We start from the raw sequence: 23,428 nt of genomic DNA on the forward strand, positions 1-23,428 counted from the left end.
ACGCCCTCGGATCCCTGCACCGGCAACGCCCTCGGGTCCCTGCACCGGCGGCGTCCTCGGATCCCCGCACCGGCGTCCTCATGACCGCCGCGCCGGCACCCTCAGCTGGTCCGCCGGGTGACGAACTCGGCGAGCGCCAGCAGACCGCCCGCCGCCTCGGGGCCGGGCACCGCGCGGGCGAGTTCCTGGACGGCCCGGGCCATCCGGTCGGCCGCCTCGGCCTGCGCCCAGTCCCGGCCCCCGGCCTGCTCGACCGCCAGTGCCGTACGCGCGATCTCCCCGTCCTCCGCCTCCCCTTCGAGGTACGGCTTCCCGTACAGCGCGGCGAGTTCGGCCGCCGCCGGGGTGCCCGAGGTGAGCGCCGCCACCACCGGCAGGGACTTCTTACGGGCGACGAGATCCGCACCGGCCGGCTTGCCGGTGTGCCGCGGGTCCCCCCATATGCCGATGACGTCGTCGATCAGCTGGAAGGCGAGCCCCGCCTGCCGGCCGAAGCCGTCCAGCGCGTCCACCACCTCCTCGCTCGCCCCCGCGTACAGCCCGCCGACCGCGCAGGCACAGCCCAGCAGCGCGCCGGTCTTGGCCTCGGCCATCGCCAGCACCTCGTCGAGGGTGACCGATTCCGGCGCACGCCGCTCCAGGTCGGTGTCCACGTGCTGCCCCTCGCACAGCTCCACCACACAGGACGCGAGCCGGGCCGCGGCCGGGACGGAGGCCGGGTGCGGGTCCTCGGCGAGCAGCCGCAGGGCAAGCGCCTGGACGGCGTCCCCGGCGAGGATCGCGTCGGCGACCCCGAACACGGACCACGCGGTCGGCCGGTGCCTGCGGGTGGTGTCGCGGTCCATCACGTCGTCGTGCAACAGCGTGAAGTTGTGGACCAGTTCGACCGCCACGGCCGCCCGGACCGCCGCCGCGCGGGCCGCCGGGCCACCGAGGGCGGTGGCGGCGGCCAGCACGAGCGCCGGCCTGATCGCCTTGCCCGCGTTGCCCGTCGCCGGCGTGCCGTCGGCGTGCTGCCAGCCGAAGTGGTAGAGCCCGACCCGGCGCATGGCACCGGGCAGCGATTCCACCGCCGCGCGCAGCTCCGGGTCGACCAGGGCCCGGGTGCGCTCCAGCTGGGCGACCGCCTCCTGCCCGTCGGTCGCGCCGGCGTCGTCCCCCGCCTTCTCCCCGGACTGACCCGCCGTGCCGGGACGCGGCACACCGGCGGCACGTTCCTCGGTCTCCGTCATGAACTCGGCCATGCTCCCCCCTCGCCTGGTCCGCGCGGGCCGGCGGCACCGGCCCGGCCGGACGCATACCACGAGGGCCTACCCGTCCCGGTGGACGGAGACACGGCCGCGACGTGCGGAAACGTCACCTCCAACGGCCGATCTCGACGTTCTCCAGTACGCCGAGCGCGTCGGGCACGAGGACGGCGGCCGAGTAGTACGCCGTCACCAGGTACTTGATGATCGCCTGTTCGTTGATGCCCATGAACCGGACGGACAGGCTCGGCTCGATCTCGTCCGGGATGCCGGACTGGCGGAGGCCGATGACGCCCTGCTCCGACTCGCCGGTACGCATGGCGATGATGGAGGTCGTACGCGCCTCGCTGATCGGGATCTTGTTGCACGGGTAGATCGGCACACCGCGCCAGGTGGGGATGCGGTTGCCGGCGATGTCGATCGTCTCCGGGACCAGGCCCCGCTTGTTCAGCTCGCGCCCGATGGCGGCGATGGCGCGCGGGTGGGCCAGGAGCAGCTTGGTGCCCCGGCGGCGGCTGAGCAGCTCGTCCAGGTCGTCCGGGCTGGGCACGCCGTCGTGCGGCTGGATCCGCTGGTCGTACTCGCAGTTGCTGAGGAGCCCGAACTCCGGGTTGTTGACCAGCTCGTGCTCCTGGCGCTCCTTCAGCGCCTCGACCGTGAGCCGCAGCTGCTGCTCGGTCTGGTTCATCGGCTGGTTGTACAGGTCGGCCACGCGCGAGTGGATGCGCAGGACGGTCTGGGCGATGCTCAGTTCGTACTCGCGGGGCCGCGGCTCGTAGTCCACGAAGGTGTGCGGGATGTCGGGCTCGCCGGAGTGGCCGGCCGCCAGCTCGACCTCCTTCTCGCCGTACTTGTTGGTCCGCTGCTCGGGGACCGCGCGCAGCTGCTCCAGGTGCCGTCCCAGCGAGTCGGAGCGCTCCGCGACCTGCTCGAAGTCCTGGCGGCTGAGGGTCAGGACGGTGCTCGCGGTGTCCGCCCGGACGGTGTACTCCCAGATGGCCTCCGGGTCGAGCAGCGCCTGCTCGCCGAAGTAGGCGCCGTCGGCGAGGACTCCGAGGACGGCGTCGTCGCCGTAGGGTCCCGTGCCGATCTTCTCCACCCGTCCGTGGGCGAGGAGGTAGACCTCGTTCGTCTGGTTGCCGAAGTCGGCGATCACCTCTCCGGGGGCGAACTCGCGCTGGTGGCAGCGCCGGGCGAGCTCCGTCAGCACCTCCTCGTCCTCGTACGACCGCAGGGCCGGCAGCTCGCCCAGTTCGGCCGGGATGACCTCCACCTGGTCCCCGGTCTTCACGAAGGTGATGCGGCCGTCGCCCACGGCGTAGGTAAGTCGCCGGTTCACCCGGTACGTGCCGCCCTGGAGATCCACCCAGGGAAGCGTGCGCAGCAGCCAGCGGGAGCTGATCTCCTGCATCTGGGGAACGGACTTGGTGGTGGTGGCCAGGTTCCGCGCTGCCGCCGTCCCGAGGGACTGCTGCGGCTTGCCCTGATCCGTGCGGACCTCTTCGCCTACCGACATAGAGAAATGCCCTCCCATGTATGCCCGGTGCCGAACCGCACCGGGCACCGGTCTCGACCCGAGCCTTCCAGCACGGAACGTGTCCGCGCCATTACCCGAAAGAGGGGGAATGGATCATCGGATTACTGGGCAAGAAGAGGGATCCCGCCGCGCCCCCACGGTCTGCGCCACCTGTCCGGATCGGCTCGCACAACATACGAACGATGTGTCCCCGGACGTCCGGTTTCGGTAGAAGCAGGCAGGACAGACGGCCGCCACCGGTGGCCGGACGGGCACGGCGCGAAGGAGTCGGGCATGGCCCCACCCATGTCGGCGAGCGGATTTCTGGACGCGCTCCGGGCGGAGGGCGTCACGGTCGTCGAGGTCGGCGACTGGCAGGACCACAACCGCAACCACAAGGGGCCCTGGGGGCCCCTCCACGGCGTGATGATCCACCACACCGCGACCCGGGGCGGTGCGCAGACGGTCGAGCTGTGCCGGGACGGTTATCCGGAGCTGCCGGGGCCGCTGTGCCACGGCGTGATCACCAAGGACGGCACGGTCCACCTGGTCGGCTACGGGCGCGCCAACCACGCCGGGCTCGGTGACGACGAGGTGCTGCGGGCGGTGATCGCCGAGAAGAGGCTGCCGCCGGACGACGAGGCGAACACGGACGGCAACCGGCACTTCTACGGCTTCGAGTGCGAGAACCTCGGCGACGGGAAGGACCCGTGGCCGGACGGACAACTCGACGCGGTCGAACGGGTCGCCGCGGCGCTGTGCCGCCACCACGGCTGGACGGAACGGTCGGTCATCGGCCACCGGGAGTGGCAGCCGGGCAAGGTCGACCCCCGGGGGTTCACGATGTCCTGGCTGCGGGAGCGGATCGCCGGACGCTTGAAGGGGTAGCGCCGCCGGGCGTGGAGCGGCCCGCGGGGCGGTCGTGGCCGGTCGCGGAGTTCTCGGGCCCGGGGCGACAATGAGGCCGTGACCAGCCCTGACCCGCTCGCGCCTCGTCCGCCCTCCCCCCTCCAGGAGATACACGACGGACGTTTCGGCCGCCGGGGACTGCGGCTGCTGCTCAAGCGCGACGACCTGATCCACCCCGATCTGATCGGCAACAAGTGGCGCAAGCTGGTGCCGAACCTCGCGGCGGCACGGGGCCGCCCCCTGGTCACCTTCGGCGGGGCCTACTCCAACCACCTGCGGGCCACCGCCGCCGCGGGCCGCCTGCTGGGCGTGCCCACCACGGGCGTGGTCCGCGGCCAGGAGCTGGCCGGCCGCCCGCTGAACCCGTCCCTGGCCCGGTGCGCGGCCGACGGCATGCGGCTGCACTTCGTCGACAGGTCGGCGTACCGCCGCAAGACCGACCCGGACACCCTCGCCGGGATCCTGCGCGCGGCCGGCGCCGAGGAGGCGTACGTCGTCCCCGAGGGCGGCAGCAACGCCGAGGCGGTGCGCGGCTGCCGTGCCCTGGGCGTGGAACTGCGCGGCCGGGCCGGCGTCGTGGCGGTCGCCTGCGGCACCGGCGGCACGCTCGCCGGTCTCGCCGCCGGACTCGCGCCCGGCCAGCGGGCACTCGGCGTACCGGTCGTGCGAGGCGGTTTCCTGGAGGCCGACGTGCAAGCCCTGCAGGAGAGCGCCTTCGGCGCCCGCAGCGGCACATGGTCGCTGGACGACCGCTTCCACTGCGGCGGCTACGCGCGGACGACCCCGGAACTGGAGGCGTTCGCACTGGACTTCGAGCAGCGCCACGGCCTCCCCGTGGAACGTCTCTATGTCGCCAAGTTGCTGTACGGACTCGTCGCCCTCGCCGAAGAGGGCGCCTTCGCGCGCGGGACCGCGGTGGCGGCCGTCGTCACCGGCCGCCCGTTCCCGCACCCGGCGGCCGCCCCGGAACGCTAGGCGACCTCCCTGAAGGCCGCCGCCTCCTCCAGGTCCAGACGTCTGAGCAGGGCGCGCAGCATCTCGTCGTCGATGTACCGGTGGTCCCGGAGCCGGACGAAGACCTCGCGCTCGGCGCTGATCATCGCGCGGGACAGGCGGCGGTAGGTGTCGTCCACGGACTCGCCGGTGACCGGGTTGACCTGGCCGAGCCGCTCCCAGACGGCGTTGCGGCGGCGCTCCAGGACCATCCGCAGCCGGTCGGCGAGCGGCGGCGGCAGGGCGTTGCGCTCGTCCTCGAGGAGCTCGTCGAGCCGGGCGTCCGCGGCCCGGGACGCCTGCGCCTGGGCGTTGGCCTCGGCAAGCGTCTCGGCCTGCCGGTCGCGGCCGGGGAACTTCAGCAGCCGGATCAGCGGCGGCAGCGTCACGCCCTGGACGACGAGCGTGCCGATGACGGTCGTGAAGGTCAGGAAGAGGATCAGGTTGCGTGGGCCGTCGGCCATGGTCGGCGGGATCGAGAAGGCGATCGCCAGGGACACGACACCGCGCATGCCGGCCCACGAGGTGACCATCGCGCCTCGCCAGGTGGGGTCCTGCTCCCGCTCCCTGATCCGCGCGGACAGCAGCCGGGGCAGGAAGGTCGCCGGGTAGACCCAGACGAACCGGGCCACGACCACGACCAGGAAGACGGCCACCGCGTACCAGGCGGCGGAGGTGCCCTCGTACTCGCCGAGCCGCTTGAGGACGATCGGCAGTTGCAGGCCGATCAGGGCGAACACCGCGGACTCCAGGACGAAGGCGACCATCTTCCACACGGCCTCCTCCTGGAGCCTGGTGGCGAAGTCGACCTCCCACGCGCGGTGACCCAGGTAGAGGGCGACGACCACGACGGCGAGCACACCGGAGGCGTGCGCCTGCTCGGCGACGCCGTAGGCGACGAACGGGATCAGCAGCGAGAGGGTGTTCTGCAGCAGCGGCTCGGTCAGGTGTGTGCGCAGCCAGTGCAGGGGCGCCATGAGGACGAGGCCGATGCCGACCCCGCCGACGGCGGCGAGCGCGAACTCGCCGATCCCGCCGCCCCAGGTGGCGCCCTCGCCGACGGCGGCGCCGAGCGCCACCTTGTAGGCGGTGATCGCCGTGGCGTCGTTCAGCAGGGACTCGCCCTGGAGGATGGTGGTGATCCGGGAGGGCAGCCCGACCCGGCGCGCGACCGCCGTGGCGGCCACCGCGTCCGGCGGTGCCACCACCGCGCCCAGCACCAGCGCGGCGGGCAGCGGCAGTCCGGGGACGATCAGGTAGGCGGCCCAGCCGACGACGAGGGTCGCGAAGAGCACGTAGCCCACCGACAGCAGCGCCACCGGCCGCAGCTGCGCCCGCAGGTCGAGGTAGGAGCTGTCGCTGGCCGAGGTGTACAGCAGCGGGGGCAGCAGCAGCGGCAGGACGACGTGCGGATCGAGGGTGTACGACGGCACTCCGGGGATGTAGGAGACCAGCAGGCCGACGGCGACGAGCAGCAGCGGGGCCGGCGCGGGAGTGCGCCGGGCCGCCGCGGCCACCGCCGCGCTCCCCGCCACCAGCAACAGCAGCGGCATCACGTCCATGGTCTCCCACCCTCTTTTTCCGCGCGGCCACCCGCACACCCGTCGTAATCTGGCAATCATGAAACAGTGCACGCACTCCGACGCGCTGCCGCACCCGGAACCGGAGCCGCTCCAGGAGACCTGCCCGGAGTGCCTGCGGGACGGCACGCACCCCGTGCAGCTGCGGCTGTGCCTCACCTGTGGCCATGTCGGCTGCTGCGACTCCTCGCCGGGACGGCACGCCACCGAGCACCACGCGAGGTCCGGGCACCCGGTGATGCGGACCTTCGAGCCCGGCGAGGACTGGCGGTGGTGCTTCGTCGACCACGTGCTCGTCTGAGCGAGCGGGTCTCGCCCGACCGCGTTCTCGTGTGACACTGCATGCGGCGGCTGCCGCACGACGGTTCGAGCGTCTGACGTCTGGGTACGTCAACCCGGCGCGCGCTCATCCCATTTGGGCCCGCGAACCCCCTAGACACGGAGCGTATCCACAGCTTTACTGTGAGTGACGCCAGGGGGTCGGGGTCCCGGGACAGGAACGTTCGGAGCGCGATAGCGTCACCGCTGAACGACGTACGCGTTACCCCGGGGGGCGACCCTCGGCCCCGTAAAGCTTGTACCACCATGGAGGTGAGGGTGTCCCAGATCGCAGGCGAGCCCGCGACGAACCAGGACTTCGTGGAAGTCCGGCTTCCGGCTGCGGGTGCCTACCTGTCGGTGCTGCGGACGGCCACGGCCGGTCTGGCGGCCCGCTTGGACTTCACCCTGGACGAGATCGAGGACCTGCGCATCGCCGTGGACGAGGCCTGCGCGATCCTGCTCCAGCAGGCCGTGCCCGGCTCGGTGCTCAGCTGTGTCTTCCGGCTCGTCGACGACTCGCTGGAAGTCACCGTGTCGGCGCCGACGACGGACGGCCACGCCCCCTCGCGGGACACCTTCGCCTGGACCGTGCTGTCGGCCCTCGCGGGCAAGGTCTCGTCCGCGGTGGACGAGGACAAGACGGTGTCGATCAGCCTCTACAAACAGCGTGGCGTCGGCCCCGGGCCGGCGTGAGGAACGGGGACGGGCCGGTGCGGGACGAAGAGCGCGGCACACGGGAGCTGCCGACCGGGGACGGGGCTGCCTCCTGGTCATGGGAATCCCCCCGCTCGGGCGGAACCGAGGGCGGGGGCGGCGCCGAGACCTCCGGGGCAGGCCCCCGGGACGGTTCCCAGCGCATGGCGGACGGCATCGACGGCATCCCCGAACAGGCCAGACCCCACCCGGAGGGCGACTCCGCGCGGGTCGACGGTGACGATGCCGCACAGGGCACGCCACCGCGGACACGCGACGGCGCCGGACCCGCCGTCCGTGCCGGGGCCAGGGCTCGGGGAAGGGCTACGGGCGGGACGATGAGCGAGCACGAGCGAAACGCCGAGGGCGACGCGCTGGACGCGGAGTCCGTGCAGGCCGCACGGCATGACGCCCACGACCGCAGCGGGGCGCGGGCGAAGTTCGTCGAGCTGCGCAAGCTGAACGCGGGCAGTGCGGAGTACGCGGAGCTGCGCAACCAGCTCGTCCGCATGCACCTGCCGCTCGTGGAGCACCTGGCGCGCCGGTTCCGCAACCGCGGCGAGCCGCTGGACGACCTCACCCAGGTCGCCACGATCGGCCTGATCAAGTCCGTCGACCGGTTCGACCCCGAGCGCGGCGTGGAGTTCTCCACCTACGCCACCCCGACCGTCGTCGGTGAGATCAAACGGCACTTCCGCGACAAGGGCTGGGCGGTCCGCGTGCCGCGCCGGCTGCAGGAGCTGCGGCTCGCGCTGACCACCGCGACGGCCGAGCTGTCCCAGCTGCACGGCCGCTCGCCGACGGTACACGAGCTGGCCGAGAAGCTCGCGATCTCCGAGGAGGAGGTCCTGGAGGGGCTGGAGTCCGCGAACGCGTACTCCACGCTGTCGCTGGACGTCCCCGACACCGACGACGAGTCGCCGGCGGTCGCCGACACCCTGGGCGCCGAGGACGAGGCGCTGGAGGGCGTGGAGTACCGCGAGTCCCTCAAGCCCCTGCTGGAGGACCTGCCGCCGCGCGAGAAGCGGATCCTGCTGCTGCGCTTCTTCGGCAACATGACCCAGTCGCAGATCGCGCAGGAGGTCGGCATCTCCCAGATGCACGTCTCGCGGCTGCTGGCCCGCACCCTGGCCCAGCTGCGGGAGAAGCTCCTCGTCGAGGAGTGAGCGCCGACTACTCGGCCCGGCCCGGCCCCTTGATCCCGAGGGCCCGGGTCGTCTCGCCGTTCACCAGGAGCACCAGCGCCGCCACGGCGACCACCGCGAGGGCGATACCGGCCGGGATCGCCATGCTGTCGGCCTGAAGCAGGTTGTAGGCCACCGGGAGGGCCATGACCTGGGTGATCACCGCGGGCCCCCGGCTCCAGCCGCGCCGCAGCAGCAGACCGCGCGCGGCGAGCAGCGGCAGCAGCGCGAGCACGGCCAGGGTGATCCCGAGGGTCACGGCCTGCTGCCGGTCGTCGGGGTCACCGGTGAGCCCGAGGACGAGCACCCACAGGCCGCCGGCCACCAGGGCCGCGCCCTCCAGTGCGGCCAGCACCGCCGCGTACGTCAGCCGACGCGGGCGCGGCTCCGCGGTCGCGTCGGCCGTGGCGGTGCGGGGGGCGGGTTTCTGCTGACTGCTCACCCCAGCAGGGTAGCCGTCGGGCCCCGCCGACGACCCGCGGGTGCGAGTCCGGGCGCCCCGGGTCCCGCCGAGGTGCGGCCCCTCCCTCCGGGTAGGGAAAGGGCCGGGGGGAAGCAGGGTGGGTCTCCCTCCGGAGAGGGAAGGGGCCGCGGGGAAGCGGGGCGGGCCTCCCTCCGGGGAGGGAGGGGGCCGCGGGGAAGCGGGGTGGGCCGCGACGGTCACCGGTCGGCCGCACGGCGGCGCCCGGGGAGCCCGCCGTCACTCCGCACGGGCAGCGTCACGTGTCCAGACTCACGCCCCCGTCTCTTACCGGATCCCTAACTCGGTCTGGGCCGAGTACCACCCAGTAGGTACGCTGCCTTGCATGCGTGCACTTCTCGTGGTCAATCCGGCGGCAACCACCACAAGTGCACGCAGACGCGATGTCCTGATCCACGCCCTGGCCAGCGAGATGAAGCTGGAGGCGGTCACCACCGAGTACCGCGGCCACGCACGCGACCTCGGCCGGCAGGCGGCGGAGAGCGCCGACATCGATCTGGTGGTGGCGCTCGGCGGCGACGGCACGGTCAACGAGGTGGTCAACGGCCTCCTGCACGCAGGCCCGGCCCCGGACAGCCTGCCCGGTCTGGCCGTCGTCCCCGGTGGTTCCACGAACGTCTTCGCCCGCGCCCTGGGCCTGCCCAACGATCCCGTCGAGGCCACCGGCGCGCTGCTGGACGCGCTGCGTGACCGTACCGAACGCGTGGTCGGTCTCGGGCTGACGTCGGGTCCGCCGGGCAGTGAGGACGAGGCGGCGCCGGCCCGCTGGTTCACCTTCAACGCCGGGCTGGGTTTCGACGCCGGTGTGGTGGGCCGGGTCGAGCAGCAGCGCGAGCGCGGCAAGAAGTCCACGCACGCGCTCTATGTCCGCCAGGTGGTCCGGCAGTTCCTCGGCGAGCCGAACCGGCGGCACGGCACGATCACGCTCGAACGGCCCGGTGAGGATCCGGTGGAGGATCTCGTCGTCGCCATAGCCTCCAACACGTCCCCGTGGACGTATCTCGGCAATCGGGCCATGTACACATCACCCAAAGCCTCGTTCGACACCGGGATCGACGTGCTGGGTCTCAGCCGTCTTTCGACGACCGCGGTCGCCCGGTATGGCACCCAGTTGCTCACTTCGTCCCCCGAGCGCGGCCCCCATGGCAAGCACGCGGTCTCGCTGCACGATCTGGACCAGTTCACCTTGCATTCGAAGGTCCCTCTGCCTCTCCAGATGGACGGTGACCACCTGGGGCTGCGTACCAGCGTGGCGTTCACAGGCGTACGCCGTGCACTGCGTGTGATTGTGTGAGCGGAACGGGCGAAAGTCCTTTCACTCGAACGTTTAGGCCAGCATCCACCCCATGGAAGTACGGCTGTGACCTAGTCGACACCGAGGAATCAAAAAAAACTTTCCGGAAGGGGTTGTATCCGCCGCTGAGGTTTGCGAGTCTCTACGTGGCGATCGGGACGGCCCGCAAGACCAGCCTCCACTGATCGCCAGAACCCCTCTTCAAACCACAGGACCCCGCCGGGTGAAGACTCGGCGTTCGGCCCTTCACTTGTTGAGGGATTCGTGAAAGCGTTCACATTCACAAGCAACTTGCACGTAATACCAAGGAGAGGTAGCAGCCATGGACTGGCGTCACAACGCCGTTTGCCGCGAGGAAGACCCCGAGCTCTTCTTCCCCATCGGCAACACCGGTCCTGCGCTGCTGCAGATCGAGGAAGCCAAGGCCGTCTGCCGTCGCTGCCCGGTGATCGAGCAGTGTCTGCAGTGGGCGCTCGAGTCCGGCCAGGACTCCGGCGTCTGGGGTGGTCTCAGCGAGGACGAGCGCCGCGCCATGAAGCGCCGCGCCGCCCGCAACCGGGCTCGTCAGGCCTCCGCCTGACATATCCACCCCTGCTGACAGCCTGAGCTTGGCGGCGCGCACAGCACGTACGCATCTCCCGCCCCCGAGCCGCAGCGCGCAGTTCCCCCGATGCTCCCCCGGCCCCCGGCTTCGCCCGGACCGGGGAACCCCATCGCGGTACACGCAGAGCAGTAACGAGCATCAGCCTCGGACCAATGGCGGTCCGGGGCTTTTTGCTGTTCCCGCTCCCCCGCGGCGCCGCCATGAGCGGCAGGCCCCAGGGCGGTTGCTCACTTCTGTGCTCGCACCGGAATGTCGAGGATCACCCGCGTCCCGCGCTCCGGCGCCGGCACCATGTCGAAGGAACCGCCCAACTCGCCCTCCACCAGGGTCCGTACGATCTGCAGGCCCAGGTTGCCCGAGCGGTGCGGGTCGAAGCCCTCGGGCAGGCCGACGCCGTCGTCCTGGACGGTGACCAGCAGACGCGCTTCCTTGGTGGTGCCGCCACGCACCGCGGAGACCTCGACCGTGCCGGTGTCGCCCTCCCGGAAGCCGTGCTCCAGGGCGTTCTGCAGGATCTCGGTGAGGACCATGGACAGCGGGGTGGCCACCTCGGCGTCGAGTATGCCGAACCGTCCGCTGCGCCGGCCGGCCACCTTGCCCGGGGAGATCTCGGCGACCATGGCCAGCACCCGGTCGGCGATGTCGTCGAACTCCACCCGCTCATCCAGGTTCTGAGACAGCGTCTCATGCACGATCGCGATCGAGCCGACCCGGCGGACCGCCTCCTCCAGCGCCTCCCGGCCGCGTTCGGACTCGATGCGGCGGGCCTGCAGGCGGAGCAGGGCGGCGACCGTCTGGAGGTTGTTCTTCACCCGGTGGTGGATCTCCCGGATGGTGGCGTCCTTGGTGATCAGCTCACGCTCGCGCCGCCGCAGTTCGGTGACGTCCCGGAGCAGCACCAGCGAACCGATGCGCGTCCCCTTGGGTTTGAGCGGGATGGCCCGGACCTGGATGACACCGTCGTGGGCCTCGATCTCGAACTCGCGCGGCGCCCAGCCGCTGGCCACCTTGGCCAGCGCCTCGTCCACCGGCCCCCGGGTGGGGGCGATTTCGGCGGTGGTCTGGCCGAGGTGGTGACCGACCAGGTCGGCGGCGAGGCCGAGCCGGTGGTAGGCGGAGAGGGCGTTCGGGGAGGCGTACTGGACGATGCCGTCCGCGTCCAGCCGGATCAGGCCGTCGCCGACGCGCGGCGAGGCGTCCATGTCGACCTGCTGGTCGGGGAAGGGGAAGGAACCGGCCGCGATCATCTGCGCGAGGTCCGAGGCGCTCTGGAGATAGGTGAGCTCAAGGCGGCTCGGGGTGCGCACGGTGAGCAGGTTGGTGTTGCGGGCGATCACGCCGAGGACGCGCCCCTCACGCCGTACGGGGATGGACTCCACCCGTACGGGGACCTCTTCGCGCCACTCCGGGTCCCCCTCGCGCACGATCCGGCCCTCGTCCAGAGCCACGTCGAGCATGGGCCGCCGGCCGCGCGGGACCAGGTGGCCGACCATGTCGTCCTGGTAGGACGTCGGGCCGGTGTTGGGGCGCATCTGGGCGATGGAGACGTACCGCGTGCCGTCCCGGGTGGGAACCCACAGCACCAGGTCGGCGAAGGAGAGGTCGGAGAGCAGCTGCCACTCCGAGACCAGCAGGTGGAGCCACTCGAGATCGGAGTCGTCGAGGGCGGTGTGCTGGCGTACGAGTTCGTTCATGGAGGGCACGTGGCGAGCGTACCCGCGGCTCGCGGGTGGCCGGAAAACACCCGCGGGCCGCGGCGCCTGGAAGGGACCCTCAGCCCTCCCGGCACCGCAGCCCGGAGCATCATCGGCCGCGGGGTGTGCGGTCCCGGTCGGCCGAAGGTCGAGGAACCGGGGCAGTCAGGGCAGAGAGCGCCGGTTCCTCGGTCCGTCTTCCTGTGCGGGGAAGACGGAGGCTTGCTGTTGTCGATTGTGGACTAGACCAGGACGGCGTGTCCACGGTCGGGAAGCGTCCTCGCCGTGGAGGCGCCGGCACGCGATGCCACGCAGCCTAGCCCGCCCAGGTCAGTCGTGGGGCCAGATGGTCATGGCAATTTCCGCGAGCGCCTCCAGTTCCTCCCGGCGTGCGCCGTCCCGGGCCTGCTGCGACATGCCCTGGATCATCGCGCCGGTGTGCCGGGCGAGGGCGGCCGCGTCGGTGCCGGCCGGCAGCGATCCGGCCGCGACGTCCGCCCGGATCCGGGACTCGAGGGCGGCCAGGTCGGCGTTGCGCCGCTCTCGCAGCAGTGCCTCGACCTCGGCGCTCGTGCAGTTGATGGCGGCGTGCACGATGAGGCAGCCGTAGGGATGGGCGGGGTCGGTGTACTCGGCGGCGGCCTCGCGGAGCATGCGCGCGACGCCCTCGCGGACCGTGGGCTCCTCGGCGAGGGCACGCTCCCCGAAGGCGCCGTGGGTGCCTGCGTAGACGCGCACCACCTCGTCGAACAGGGTCCGCTTGTCCCCGAAGGCCGCGTACAGACTGGGGGCGCCGATGCCCATGATCCGGGTGAGGTCGGAGACCGAGGTGGCCTCGTACCCGCGCTCCCAGAAGGCCATCAGCGCCTTCTCCAGCGCCGTGGCCCGGTCGAAGGAGCGCGGCCGGCCCCGCGCCCTGCCCGTGCCGCCCTGCGCCTGCGCTTCCTGTCCCGTCACCATGACGACTATTTTATAGCGTGCCCTAGAAAATTGACCGGGCGGCGGTGTACGGTTTTTCTGTATCGATCGCTAGGAAATTCGGAGGGGCAGTCATGGGTGCGCTCACGGGGAAGACGGCGCTGGTCACGGGCGGCAGCCGGGGCATCGGGCGGGCGATCGCCGAGCGGCTCGGGCGGGACGGCGCCCGGGTGGCGGTGCACTACGGCAGCAACGAGACCGCCGCGAAGGAGACGGTCGCGGCGATCGAGGCGGGCGGCGGTTCGGCGTTCGCGATCGGGGCGGAACTGGGGACGCCCGGGGACGCCCGGCGACTGTGGGAGGAGTTCGACCGGCACGCGGACGGGCTGGACATCCTCGTGCACAACGCGGGCATCGGCGCCACGCGCCCGTTCGCCGAGATCGACGAGGAGGAGTACGACCGGCTCTTCGCGGTGAACGTGAAGGCACCGTTCTTCCTGACCCGGCTCGGCGCGGAGCGGCTGCGGGACGGCGGGCGGGTGGTGAACATATCGTCCGGGCTGGCGCGCTCCGCCCTCATGCCCCAGACCATCGCCTACGGGATGACCAAGGCGGCGCTGGACGTCTTCACCCGGGACCTGTCCAAGGTGCTCGGCCCGCGCGGGATCACGGTGAACTCGGTGGCGCCCGGCATCGTGGACACCGACATCAACGCCTCATGGCTGCGCGCGAGCGACGAGGCACGCGAGGCGGCGGCCGCCTACTCGGCCCTGGGGCGGGTGGGGACACCGCAGGACATCGCCGACGTGGTGGCGTTCCTGGTCTCGGAGGACGGCCGCTGGGTGACCGGCCACTGGCTCGACGCGACGGGGGGCTCGCTCACCTGAGAACGGAACCCGACGGGCGGGGGAACAGGGGATTGCCGGGCGGCCGCGAGCCCGGGGGGGCCCGGGAAATCCCCTTCTCGCCCACGCCCGCCCAACGCCGATTCTGTTAGATTGGTCTAAACCACATAGACGCACAGAGCCCTCTTCAGAACGGCAGGCCCAGCGTGGAAGTTGTCATCGTTCCGGACGCCGCCGCGGGTGGCGAGCTGATCGCCGAGGCCATGGCCCAGCTGCTGCGACGCAAGCCCGACGCCCTGCTCGGCGTGGCCACCGGCTCCACCCCGCTGCCCGTCTACCAGGCCCTGACCGCCAAGGTGCGCGCCGGGTCCGTGGATGTCTCCCGGGCCCGGATAGCCCAGCTCGACGAGTACGTGGGACTGCCCCCGGAGCACCCCGAGTCCTATCGCTCGGTCCTGCGCCGCGAGGTGCTGGAACCACTGGGCACGGACATGGACGCCTTCATGGGACCGGACGGCACGGCCCAGGACGTCCAGGCGGCCTGCGAGGCGTACGACCGCGCGCTCGCCGAGGCTGGCGGGGTGGACCTGCAACTGCTCGGCATCGGGACGGACGGCCACATCGGGTTCAACGAGCCCTGCTCCTCGCTCGCCTCGCGTACCCGGATCAAGACGCTGACCGAACAGACCCGGATCGACAACGCCCGCTTCTTCGACGGTGACATCGAACAGGTCCCGCACCACGTCATCACCCAGGGCATCGGGACGATCCTGGAAGCCCGGCACCTGGTGCTGCTGGCGACCGGCGAGGGCAAGGCGGACGCGGTCGCCGCCACGGTCGAGGGCCCGGTCGCGGCCGTCTGCCCGGCCTCCGCGCTCCAGCTGCACCCGCATGCCACGGTGGTGGTGGACGAGGCCGCCGCGTCCAAGCTCAAGCTGGCCGACTACTTCCGGCACACCTACGCCCACAAGCCGCGGTGGCAGGGGATCTAGTCCGGGACACCGGTGGGGCGGCGGGGGCGCGGACGGTGACGGGCCGGCAGCGCCCGTCCGCCCCGATGGACTAGACCAACAGCGGGTGCAACGGTATATAGAGGAGATCACGGAGCGTGCGGGTGGAGTCCTGACACAACAACCCGTGCCACGATGTGAGCCGTGGCCGATGGGATGTCGGTCGCTTTCGGCATCCGGAGCCGGGAAGGCAGAGCATGACCACCGACGTCAGCAGTGCGGAGAACGAGGCCGGCACGACCCGTACCGCGCGCGTGCCCAAGTACTACCGCTTGAAGAAGCACCTGCTCGACATGACGGAGACGCAGGCCCCGGGCACGCCCGTGCCGCCCGAGCGCACGCTGGCCGCCGAGTTCGACACCTCCCGCACCACCGTGCGCCAGGCCCTGCAGGAACTGGTCGTCGAGGGCCGGCTCGAACGCATCCAGGGCAAGGGCACCTTCGTCGCCAAGCCCAAGGTCTCCCAGGCGCTGCAGCTCACCTCCTACACCGAGGACATGCGGGCACAGGGTCTGGAGCCGACCTCGCAGCTGCTCGACATCGGGTACATCACCGCAGACGACCGGCTCGCCGAGCTGCTCGACATCACCGCCGGCGGGCGGGTGCTGCGCATCGAGCGGCTGCGCATGGCCAACGGCGAGCCGATGGCGATCGAGACCACCCACCTGTCGGCCAAGCGCTTCCCGGCGCTCAGGCGCTCGCTGGTGAAGTACACGTCCCTGTACACCGCGCTCGCCGAGGTCTACGACGTGCACCTCGCCGAGGCCGAGGAGACCATCGAGACCTCCCTGGCCACCCCGCGCGAGGCCGGCCTGCTCGGTACCGACGTGGGGCTGCCGATGCTCATGCTCTCCCGCCACTCGGTGGACCGCGAGGGCAAGCCGGTGGAGTGGGTGCGGTCGGTGTACCGGGGGGACCGGTACAAGTTCGTGGCCCGGCTCAAGCGGCCGGTGGACTGACGGCGGCCCCCGTCCGCCGCATCGGGATACCGATATACGGACGAGGTCTTCCGCTGTCACGACACCGTCACCTAGATTGCCTGCGCATTACACAGGTGATCAGCGAGGGGACGGAGCCGTGGCATGTCCGAAACGCCTGAAGTGAGGCCACCGGTGGTGACACCGGGCCGGGTGATCATCGCCCTGTGTCTCGTCGCGCCCTTCGTGGCGATGCTGTGGGTCGGCTCGTACGCCAAGACGGACCCCGCGTTCATCGGGATCCCGTTCTTCTACTGGTACCAGATGCTCTGGGTGCTGATCTCGACCGCGCTCACGATGCTCGCCTACCAGCTGTGGAAGCGTGACCAGCGCGCCCGCAAGGACGCGGACGGGGGTGCGGTGAAATGAAGGACGGCGTCAACGGCGTCGCGCTCGGCGTCTTCATCTTCTTCTTCCTGGCCGTCACGGCCATGGGCTTCCTGGCCGCCCGCTGGCGCAGGGCCGAGAACGAGCACTCCCTGGACGAGTGGGGCCTGGGCGGCCGGTCCTTCGGCACCTGGATCACCTGGTTCCTGCTCGGCGGCGACCTGTACACGGCGTACACGTTCGTCGCCGTGCCGGCGGCGATCTACGCGGCGGGCGCGTCCGGCTTCTTCGCGGTGCCGTACACGATCCTGGTCTACCCGCTGATCTTCACGTTCCTGCCCCGGCTGTGGTCGGTCTCGCACAAGCACGGCTACGTGACCACCTCGGACTTCGTGCGCGGCCGGTTCGGCTCCAAGGGACTGTCGCTGGCGGTGGCCCTGACCGGCATCCTGGCGACGATGCCGTACATCGCGCTCCAGCTGGTCGGCATCCAGGCGGTGCTGGACGTGATGGGCGTCGGCGGCGGCGAGGACACCAACTGGTTCGTGAAGGACCTGCCGCTGCTCATCGCCTTCGGTGTGCTGGCGGCCTACACCTACTCCTCCGGTCTGCGCGCGCCCGCGCTGATCGCGTTCGTCAAGGACGCGCTGATCTACATCGTCATCGCGGTGGCGATCATCTACATCCCGATCAAGCTGGGCGGCTTCGACGACGTCTTCGCCAAGGCGGGCGACGCCTTCAGCCAGGTCAACCCGGCCACCCACAAGCCGCGCGGTGCGCTCGCCCCGCCGGAGGCGGGCCAGTGGACGTACGCCACGCTGGCGCTCGGCTCCGCGCTGGCGCTGTTCATGTACCCGCACTCGATCACCGCGACCCTGTCCTCGAAGAGCCGCGAGGTGATCCGCCGCAACACCACGATCCTGCCGCTGTACTCGCTCATGCTGGGCCTGCTCGCGCTGCTGGGCTTCATGGCGATCGCGGCGGGGGTGAAGGTCACCAACGGGCAGCTGGCGATCCCCCAGCTGTTCGAGGACATGTTCCCGGACTGGTTCGCGGGCGTGGCCTTCGCGGCGATCGGCATCGGGGCCCTGGTCCCGGCGGCGATCATGTCCATCGCGGCGGCGAACCTCTTCACCCGCAACATCTACAAGGACTTCATCAAGCCGGACGCCACGCCGAAGGAGGAGGCCCAGGTCTCCAAGATCGTGTCGCTGCTGGTGAAGGTGGGCGCGCTGGTCTTCGTCCTCACCATGGACAAGACCGTCGCCATCAACTTCCAGCTGCTGGGCGGCATCTGGATCCTGCAGACCTTCCCGGCCCTGGTCGGCGGCCTGTTCACCCGCTGGTTCCACCGCTGGGCGCTGCTGGCCGGCTGGGCGGTCGGCATGGTGTACGGGACGGTCGCCGCCTACGGGGTGGCCTCGCCGACCCAGGCGCACTTCGGCGGCAGCGCCAAGGAGATCCCCGGCATCGGTGAGATCGGCTACATCGGCCTCACGGCGTTCGTCCTGAACGTCGTCGTGACCGTGGTCCTGACGTTCGTCCTGAAGGCCGTGAAGGCGCCCGAGGGCATCGACGAGACCGCGCCGGGCGACTACACGGCCGACGCCGGCGACCGGGGGGTCCAGGTGGAACTGCCGCCCGCCACCGCCGGAAGCGCCCACTGAGAGGCCCTCGGCAGAGCGCGTGGCACCCTTGCGGGCCGCCGGGAGGAAGGATCCCGGCGGCCCGCGGTGCTGCCGCACGGCGGCCCGCGGTGCTGCCGCGGGTTGACGCTCCGAGACCACCGCAACACGCAAGAGACACTAGATGTGGTGGTGCCCATCCGGCCCGGCACTAGATGTATGCTCGACCTCGCTGTCGCCCAGGGGAATCCGGTGCGAATCCGGAACTGTCCCGCAACGGTGTACTCGCGTGTATCCGCACGCCTGTTCAGTCCGAGGACCTGTCGGCAGCCCACCCGGCCCTCCGGCCCGGGTGCGTTCTGACGTCCGGGCCTCGTGGAGCGGGCCGGCGGACACGACGCGTGCGCGCTCGTGGCTGTCCCCTGCCCTCCGCCAGGCCCCGTGCCGAGCGAGGGAGAGCCCCACGTGACCATCGCGCCAGCCGATCCGGCTTCAGTCAGCGACCTGGAGACCGACGGTCCCGGTACCGCACTGCTGCGTACCCTGACCGAGCTGACCGTCGATCTGCCCGACGCCGACCCCGGACGGGTCGCCGCCGCCGCGTTGCGCGGCCGGTCCGCGCGGGCCGACGAGGCGGAGCTGCGCGAGCTGGCCACCGAGGCCGCCGCGGGCCTCATCTCCGAGGACCCGGCCTACTCCCGGCTCGCCGCCCGGCTGCTGACCCTCTCGATCCGGGACGAGGCCGCCTCGCAGGGCGTGACGTCGTTCACCGAGTCCGTCTCGGTCGGGCACCGCGAGGGCCTCATCGCCGACCGCACCGCGGAGTTCGTGCGGCTGCACGCCGGACGGCTGGACACGCTGGTGGACGGCGCGGCCGACGACCGCTTCGGCTACTTCGGCCTGCGCACCCTGCACAGCCGTTACCTGCTGCGCCACCCGATCACCCGCAAGGTCGTGGAGACGCCGCAGCACTTCATGCTCCGCGTCGCGTGCGGTCTGGCCGAGGACGACACGACCCGGGCGCTGGACGAGGTCGCGGCCCTCTACGGCCTGATGAGCCGCCTGGACTACCTGCCGTCCTCCCCCACGCTGTTCAACTCCGGCACGCGGCACCCGCAGATGTCGTCCTGCTACCTGCTCGACTCCCCGCTGGACGAGCTGGACTCCATCTACGGCCGCTACCACCAGGTCGCCCGGCTGTCGAAGCACGCCGGCGGTATCGGTCTGTCGTACTCCCGTATCCGCTCGCGCGGTTCGCTGATCCGGGGCACGAACGGGCACTCCAACGGCATCGTGCCGTTCCTGAAGACCCTGGACGCCTCCGTCGCCGCGGTGAACCAGGGCGGCCGGCGCAAGGGTGCCGCCGCGGTGTACCTGGAGACCTGGCACTCCGACATCGAGGAGTTCCTGGAGCTGCGGGACAACACCGGCGAGGACGCCCGCCGTACCCACAACCTCAACCTCGCGCACTGGATCCCGGACGAGTTCATGCGCCGGGTCGACGGCGACCTGCAGTGGTCGCTCTTCTCGCCCGCCGACGTGCCCGAGCTGGTCGACCTGTGGGGCGAGGAGTTCGACGCCGCCTACCGCAAGGCCGAGGCCGCGGGCCTGGCCAAGAAGACGATGCCGGCGCGTGAGCTGTACGGCCGGATGATGCGCACCCTCGCGCAGACCGGCAACGGCTGGATGACCTTCAAGGACGCCGCCAACCGCACCGCCAACCAGACGGCCGAGCCCGGCAACGTCATCCACTCCTCCAACCTCTGCACCGAGATCCTGGAGATCACCAACGACGGCGAGACGGCCGTCTGCAACCTGGGCTCCGTCAACCTCGGCGCCTTCGTGGACACGACGACCGGCGACATCGACTGGGCGCGGCTGGACGAGACGGTCCGCACGGCCGTGACCTTCCTCGACCGCGTGGTGGACATCAACTTCTACCCGACCGAGCAGGCGGGCCGTTCCAACGCCAAGTGGCGTCCGGTCGGTCTGGGCGCGATGGGGCTGCAGGACGTCTTCTTCAAGCTGCGCCTGCCGTTCGACTCCGCCGAGGCCAAGGCCCTGTCCACGCGGATCGCCGAGCGGATCATGCTCGCCGCGTACGAGGCGTCCGCCGAACTCGCCGAGCGCAACGGGCCGGTTCCGGCCTGGGAGCAGACGCGCGCCGCCCGCGGTGTCCTGCACCCCGACCACTACGACACCGACCTCACCTGGCCCGAGCGCTGGGACGCCCTGCGCAAGCGCATCGCGGTGACGGGCATGCGCAACTCGCTGCTGCTGGCGATCGCGCCGACGGCCACCATCGCCTCGATCGCCGGGGTGTACGAGTGCATCGAGCCGCAGGTGTCGAACCTGTTCAAGCGCGAGACCCTGTCGGGCGAGTTCCTCCAGGTCAACTCCTACCTGGTGCAGGAGCTGAAGAACCTCGGCGTGTGGGACGCCCGCACCCGCGAGGCCCTGCGCGAGGCCAACGGCTCCGTCCAGGACTTCGTCTGGATCCCCGAGGACGTGCGCAACCTCTACCGCACGGCCTGGGAGATCCCGCAGCGCGGCCTGATCGACATGGCCGCCGCCCGCACCCCGTTCCTCGACCAGGCGCAGTCGCTCAACCTGTTCCTGGAGACGCCGACCATCGGCAAGCTCTCCTCGATGTACGCCTACGCCTGGAAGTCGGGGCTGAAGACCACGTACTACCTGCGCTCGCGCCCCGCGACGCGCATCGCCCGCGCCGCCCAGGCGCAGGCCACGATCCCCGTGCAGCAGACCACCGACCCGGACGCGGTCGCCTGCTCCCTGGAAAACCCCGAGTCCTGCGAGGCCTGCCAGTGATGACCACCCGCACCCAGAACCTGCTCGACCCCGGCTTCGAGTTGACTCTCCGCCCGATGCGCTACCCGGACTTCTACGAGCGCTACCGGGACGCCATCAAGAACACCTGGACCGTCGAGGAGGTCGACCTCCACTCCGACGTCGCCGATCTCGCCAAGCTCTCCCCCGAGGAGCAGCACCTCATCGGCCGCCTGGTGGCGTTCTTCGCCACCGGCGACTCGATCGTGGCGAACAACCTGGTCCTGACGCTCTACAAGCACATCAACTCCCCCGAGGCGCGCCTGTACCTGTCGCGCCAGCTGTTCGAGGAGGCCGTGCACGTCCAGTTCTACCTGACGCTGCTGGACACCTACCTCCCCGACCCGGAGGACCGCAACGCCGCCTTCGCGGCCGTGGAGAACATCCAGTCCATCCGCGAGAAGGCGGAGTTCTGCTTCAAGTGGATGGACTCGGTGGAGAAGCTGGACCGGCTGGAGACCAAGGCCGACCGCCGGCGCTTCCTGCTCAACCTGATCTGCTTCGCCGCGTGCATCGAGGGCCTGTTCTTCTACGGCGCCTTCGCCTACGTCTACTGGTTCCGCAGCCGCGGCCTGCTGCACGGTCTCGCCACCGGCACCAACTGGGTGTTCCGCGACGAGACGATGCACATGTCCTTCGCCTTCGACGTGGTCGACACCGTCCGCAAGGAGGAGCCGGACCTCTTCGACGACCAGCTGGAGCAGCAGGTCAAGGACATGCTCAAGGAGGCCGTCGAGGCCGAGCTGCAGTTCGCCCGCGACCTGTGCGGTGACGGCCTGCCCGGCATGAACACCGAGTCGATGCGCCAGTACCTGGAGTGCGTCGCCGACCAGCGCCTCACCCGCCTGGGCTTCGCGCCGGTCTACGGCTCCGAGAACCCCTTCTCCTTCATGGAGCTGCAGGGCGTCCAGGAGCTGACGAACTTCTTCGAGCGCCGCCCGTCGGCCTACCAGGTCGCGGTGGAGGGCACCGTCGACCTGGACGAGGACTTCTGAGCCGTACCGGCAGGTTCCCGGCACCCTGAGCGGTCCGGTCCGTCCGACTTCCGTCAGACGGGCCGGGCCGCTCCGTGCTGCCTGCGGGCGTCACCGTTGCGCGGGGCCGCCGGGCGCGCGGCCGCCCGCACCGGCGCCGGCGTCCGCGCCGCCGGGGCCGTACGGGCCGGACCCCGCTCCGCCTGCCGGAGCTGCCGGTCGACGCGCCGGTCGTGCAGGGCGCCGAGCGCGGACGGCAGGATCAGCACGACCAGGATCCCGAGGGTGGCGAGCATTCCGATGAGACCTTCGATCTGGTTTCCGTTCATGGTCACCACTGTCGCGCCCGATACTCCTTACCGTGAGCGGCAGGACTGCCGTAGACCCTCGAATTACTGCCACTGCCGAGGCACACTGGCAGCATGCTGAAGAACGTGGCCGTGGTTCTGCTGGACGGGGTGCACCCCTTCGAGCTGGGTGTCGTGTGCGAGGTGTTCGGCATCGACCGCAGTGATGACGGACTGCCGGTGTACGACTTCGCCGTGGTGTCGGCGGAGGGCCCCCAGCTGGGCACGCACTGCGGTTTCACCGTGTCCACGCCGTACGGCCTGGAGCGGCTGGAGGACGCCGATCTGATCGCCGTGCCGGCCGGTGAGACCTATGCCGAGCGCACGTACCCGCCGGAGCTGCTGGCGGCGCTGCGGCGGGCCACGGAGCGGGGCGCGCGGGTGCTCAGCGTCTGCTCGGGCGTGTTCGTCCTGGCCGCGGCGGGACTGCTGGACGGGCGCCGGTGCGCGGTGCACTGGCACCACGCCGAGCAGCTCGCCCGGCGCTACCCCCGGCTCACGGTCGAGCCGGACGTGCTGTACGTGGACGAGGACCCCGTGATCACCTCCGCCGGGACCGCGGCCGGGATCGACGCCTGTCTGCACCTCGTTCGGAAGGAGCAGGGCCCGGAGGTGGCCAACAAGATCGCCCGCCGGATGGTGGTGCCGCCGCACCGCGACGGCGGGCAGGCGCAGTTCATCGAGCGGCCCCTGCCGAAGGCGCCCTGCGACACGGTCGGCGAGGTGCTGGCCTGGATGGAGGCGCACCTGGAGGAGGAGGTCACCGTCGAGCAGCTCGCCGCCCGCGCCCACATGGCACCGCGCACCTTCGCCCGGCGCTTCCAGCAGGAGACGGGGACCACTCCGTACCGCTGGATCCTGCGTCAACGGGTGCTGCTGGCACAGGAGTTGCTGGAGGGCACGGACGAGACGATGGACGCGGTCGCCTGGCGTACCGGCTTCGGTACGGCCGCGGCGCTGCGCCATCACTTCATCCGGTCGCTGGGGACGACCCCGAACGCCTACCGGCGCGCGTTCCGGGGCCCGCAGGCCGCCTGAGCGC

At 71.1% G+C, this 23,428-nt stretch carries 22 protein-coding genes and 1 riboswitch; of the genes, 15 read left to right on the forward strand and 7 right to left on the reverse strand.

Annotated elements, in window-relative coordinates; genetic code table 11:
- Positions 1-101: 101 nt before the first annotated feature.
- Together GT045_RS09045 and GT045_RS09050 are read right to left on the reverse strand one after the other, a co-directional pair.
- The gene (locus tag GT045_RS09045; RefSeq protein ID WP_161333851.1) at positions 102-1,244 is read right to left on the reverse strand and encodes a family 2 encapsulin nanocompartment cargo protein polyprenyl transferase; all 1,143 of its coding nucleotides are present in this window, start codon (positions 1,242-1,244) and stop codon (positions 102-104) included.
- 112 nt (positions 1,245-1,356) lie between these two features.
- Positions 1,357-2,763 carry a family 2B encapsulin nanocompartment shell protein gene (locus GT045_RS09050; RefSeq protein WP_161297091.1) on the reverse strand — a complete coding sequence of 469 codons (1,407 nt, stop codon included), beginning with the start codon at positions 2,761-2,763 and terminating at the stop codon, positions 1,357-1,359.
- 294 nt (positions 2,764-3,057) lie between these two features.
- On the opposite strand from GT045_RS09050, the gene GT045_RS09055 reads away from it, so the two are divergent.
- Both GT045_RS09055 and GT045_RS09060 read left to right on the forward strand, forming a co-directional pair.
- Positions 3,058-3,651 (forward strand): N-acetylmuramoyl-L-alanine amidase, encoded by a 594-nt coding sequence (locus GT045_RS09055; RefSeq protein WP_161297093.1) that lies wholly within the window; start codon positions 3,058-3,060, stop codon positions 3,649-3,651.
- 78 nt (positions 3,652-3,729) lie between these two features.
- Positions 3,730-4,647 carry a pyridoxal-phosphate dependent enzyme gene (locus GT045_RS09060; protein WP_161297096.1) on the forward strand — a complete coding sequence of 306 codons (918 nt, stop codon included), beginning with the start codon at positions 3,730-3,732 and terminating at the stop codon, positions 4,645-4,647.
- Here the strand turns inward: GT045_RS09060 and GT045_RS09065 are convergent.
- Positions 4,644-6,227: a Na+/H+ antiporter gene (locus GT045_RS09065; RefSeq protein WP_161297098.1), complete on the reverse strand. Its 1,584-nt coding sequence runs from the start codon at positions 6,225-6,227 to the stop codon at positions 4,644-4,646. The genes GT045_RS09060 and GT045_RS09065 overlap by 4 nt on opposite strands.
- A 58-nt stretch (positions 6,228-6,285) precedes the next feature.
- On the opposite strand from GT045_RS09065, the gene GT045_RS09070 reads away from it, so the two are divergent.
- From GT045_RS09070 to GT045_RS09080, 3 genes are all read left to right on the forward strand, one after another.
- Positions 6,286-6,546 (forward strand): UBP-type zinc finger domain-containing protein, encoded by a 261-nt coding sequence (locus tag GT045_RS09070; RefSeq protein WP_161297100.1) that lies wholly within the window; start codon positions 6,286-6,288, stop codon positions 6,544-6,546.
- 296 nt (positions 6,547-6,842) lie between these two features.
- Positions 6,843-7,259, forward strand: coding sequence for an anti-sigma regulatory factor (locus GT045_RS09075; protein WP_161297102.1), 417 nt, complete (start codon positions 6,843-6,845; stop codon positions 7,257-7,259).
- The gene (locus tag GT045_RS09080; RefSeq protein WP_345942591.1) at positions 7,256-8,425 is read left to right on the forward strand and encodes an RNA polymerase sigma factor SigF; all 1,170 of its coding nucleotides are present in this window, start codon (positions 7,256-7,258) and stop codon (positions 8,423-8,425) included. Before GT045_RS09075 ends, GT045_RS09080 begins: the two co-directional genes overlap by 4 nt.
- A gap of 7 nt (positions 8,426-8,432) precedes the next feature.
- On the opposite strand, the gene GT045_RS09085 is transcribed toward GT045_RS09080, so the two are convergent.
- Positions 8,433-8,885, reverse strand: coding sequence for a hypothetical protein (locus GT045_RS09085; protein WP_161288034.1), 453 nt, complete (start codon positions 8,883-8,885; stop codon positions 8,433-8,435).
- 364 nt (positions 8,886-9,249) lie between these two features.
- On the opposite strand from GT045_RS09085, the gene GT045_RS09090 reads away from it, so the two are divergent.
- Positions 9,250-10,218, forward strand: a complete 969-nt coding sequence (locus GT045_RS09090; protein ID WP_161288036.1) for a diacylglycerol kinase family protein — start codon at positions 9,250-9,252, stop codon at positions 10,216-10,218.
- Between the two features lie 322 nt (positions 10,219-10,540).
- Positions 10,541-10,798: a WhiB family transcriptional regulator gene (locus GT045_RS09095; RefSeq protein ID WP_003992873.1), complete on the forward strand. Its 258-nt coding sequence runs from the start codon at positions 10,541-10,543 to the stop codon at positions 10,796-10,798.
- 251 nt (positions 10,799-11,049) lie between these two features.
- On the opposite strand, the gene GT045_RS09100 is transcribed toward GT045_RS09095, so the two are convergent.
- Both GT045_RS09100 and GT045_RS09105 read right to left on the reverse strand, forming a co-directional pair.
- Positions 11,050-12,525 carry a PAS domain-containing sensor histidine kinase gene (locus GT045_RS09100; RefSeq protein ID WP_161288038.1) on the reverse strand — a complete coding sequence of 492 codons (1,476 nt, stop codon included), beginning with the start codon at positions 12,523-12,525 and terminating at the stop codon, positions 11,050-11,052.
- Between the two features lie 321 nt (positions 12,526-12,846).
- Complete coding sequence (locus GT045_RS09105; RefSeq protein WP_161288040.1) at positions 12,847-13,476, reverse strand: TetR/AcrR family transcriptional regulator; 630 nt, start codon at positions 13,474-13,476, stop codon at positions 12,847-12,849.
- 92 nt (positions 13,477-13,568) lie between these two features.
- On the opposite strand from GT045_RS09105, the gene GT045_RS09110 reads away from it, so the two are divergent.
- The 7 genes from GT045_RS09110 (at position 13,569) to GT045_RS09140 (ending at position 22,060) form a co-directional block, all read left to right on the forward strand.
- Entirely contained in the window at positions 13,569-14,321 is a 753-nt protein-coding gene (locus GT045_RS09110; RefSeq protein WP_161333853.1) for an SDR family oxidoreductase, read from the forward strand.
- A 164-nt stretch (positions 14,322-14,485) separates the two neighbouring features.
- Entirely contained in the window at positions 14,486-15,271 is a 786-nt protein-coding gene (gene nagB, locus GT045_RS09115) for a glucosamine-6-phosphate deaminase (protein ID WP_161288044.1), read from the forward strand.
- Positions 15,272-15,486: 215 nt separating this feature from the next.
- Positions 15,487-16,248: a GntR family transcriptional regulator gene (locus GT045_RS09120; protein WP_161288046.1), complete on the forward strand. Its 762-nt coding sequence runs from the start codon at positions 15,487-15,489 to the stop codon at positions 16,246-16,248.
- A 123-nt stretch (positions 16,249-16,371) separates the two neighbouring features.
- Entirely contained in the window at positions 16,372-16,635 is a 264-nt protein-coding gene (locus GT045_RS09125; protein ID WP_202515195.1) for a DUF3311 domain-containing protein, read from the forward strand.
- Entirely contained in the window at positions 16,632-18,260 is a 1,629-nt protein-coding gene (locus GT045_RS09130; protein ID WP_161288047.1) for a sodium:solute symporter family protein, read from the forward strand. Before GT045_RS09125 ends, GT045_RS09130 begins: the two co-directional genes overlap by 4 nt.
- A gap of 165 nt (positions 18,261-18,425) precedes the next feature.
- Positions 18,426-18,561: riboswitch (cobalamin riboswitch) on the forward strand.
- A 122-nt stretch (positions 18,562-18,683) separates the two neighbouring features.
- Positions 18,684-21,047 carry a ribonucleoside-diphosphate reductase subunit alpha gene (locus GT045_RS09135; protein ID WP_161333854.1) on the forward strand — a complete coding sequence of 788 codons (2,364 nt, stop codon included), beginning with the start codon at positions 18,684-18,686 and terminating at the stop codon, positions 21,045-21,047.
- Entirely contained in the window at positions 21,047-22,060 is a 1,014-nt protein-coding gene (locus GT045_RS09140) for a ribonucleotide-diphosphate reductase subunit beta (RefSeq protein ID WP_161288050.1), read from the forward strand. The genes GT045_RS09135 and GT045_RS09140 overlap by 1 nt, the downstream gene beginning before the upstream one ends.
- Positions 22,061-22,113: 53 nt before the next feature.
- Here the strand turns inward: GT045_RS09140 and GT045_RS09145 are convergent, their stop codons facing one another.
- Positions 22,114-22,368 carry a hypothetical protein gene (locus tag GT045_RS09145; RefSeq protein ID WP_161333855.1) on the reverse strand — a complete coding sequence of 85 codons (255 nt, stop codon included), beginning with the start codon at positions 22,366-22,368 and terminating at the stop codon, positions 22,114-22,116.
- 93 nt (positions 22,369-22,461) lie between these two features.
- On the opposite strand from GT045_RS09145, the gene GT045_RS09150 reads away from it, so the two are divergent.
- Positions 22,462-23,424 carry a helix-turn-helix domain-containing protein gene (locus tag GT045_RS09150; RefSeq protein ID WP_161333856.1) on the forward strand — a complete coding sequence of 321 codons (963 nt, stop codon included), beginning with the start codon at positions 22,462-22,464 and terminating at the stop codon, positions 23,422-23,424.
- Positions 23,425-23,428: the final 4 nt, after the last annotated feature.

The sequence above is a fragment of the Streptomyces sp. SID486 genome, from assembly GCF_009865385.1.
GTDB lineage: Bacteria > Actinomycetota > Actinomycetes > Streptomycetales > Streptomycetaceae > Streptomyces.

Coding starts and splice junctions, on each gene's coding strand:
- GT045_RS09045 (WP_161333851.1), bottom strand. CDS start 1,244: ATGGCCGAGTTCATGACGGAGACCGAGGAACGTGCCGCCGGTGTGCCG.
- GT045_RS09050 (WP_161297091.1), bottom strand. CDS start 2,763: ATGTCGGTAGGCGAAGAGGTCCGCACGGATCAGGGCAAGCCGCAGCAG.
- GT045_RS09055 (WP_161297093.1), top strand. CDS start 3,058: ATGGCCCCACCCATGTCGGCGAGCGGATTTCTGGACGCGCTCCGGGCG.
- GT045_RS09065 (WP_161297098.1), bottom strand. CDS start 6,227: ATGGACGTGATGCCGCTGCTGTTGCTGGTGGCGGGGAGCGCGGCGGTG.
- GT045_RS09070 (WP_161297100.1), top strand. CDS start 6,286: ATGAAACAGTGCACGCACTCCGACGCGCTGCCGCACCCGGAACCGGAG.
- GT045_RS09090 (WP_161288036.1), top strand. CDS start 9,250: ATGCGTGCACTTCTCGTGGTCAATCCGGCGGCAACCACCACAAGTGCA.
- GT045_RS09095 (WP_003992873.1), top strand. CDS start 10,541: ATGGACTGGCGTCACAACGCCGTTTGCCGCGAGGAAGACCCCGAGCTC.
- GT045_RS09105 (WP_161288040.1), bottom strand. CDS start 13,476: ATGGTGACGGGACAGGAAGCGCAGGCGCAGGGCGGCACGGGCAGGGCG.
- GT045_RS09110 (WP_161333853.1), top strand. CDS start 13,569: ATGGGTGCGCTCACGGGGAAGACGGCGCTGGTCACGGGCGGCAGCCGG.
- GT045_RS09120 (WP_161288046.1), top strand. CDS start 15,487: ATGACCACCGACGTCAGCAGTGCGGAGAACGAGGCCGGCACGACCCGT.
- GT045_RS09125 (WP_202515195.1), top strand. CDS start 16,372: ATGTCCGAAACGCCTGAAGTGAGGCCACCGGTGGTGACACCGGGCCGG.
- GT045_RS09130 (WP_161288047.1), top strand. CDS start 16,632: ATGAAGGACGGCGTCAACGGCGTCGCGCTCGGCGTCTTCATCTTCTTC.
- GT045_RS09140 (WP_161288050.1), top strand. CDS start 21,047: ATGACCACCCGCACCCAGAACCTGCTCGACCCCGGCTTCGAGTTGACT.
- GT045_RS09145 (WP_161333855.1), bottom strand. CDS start 22,368: ATGAACGGAAACCAGATCGAAGGTCTCATCGGAATGCTCGCCACCCTC.
- GT045_RS09150 (WP_161333856.1), top strand. CDS start 22,462: ATGCTGAAGAACGTGGCCGTGGTTCTGCTGGACGGGGTGCACCCCTTC.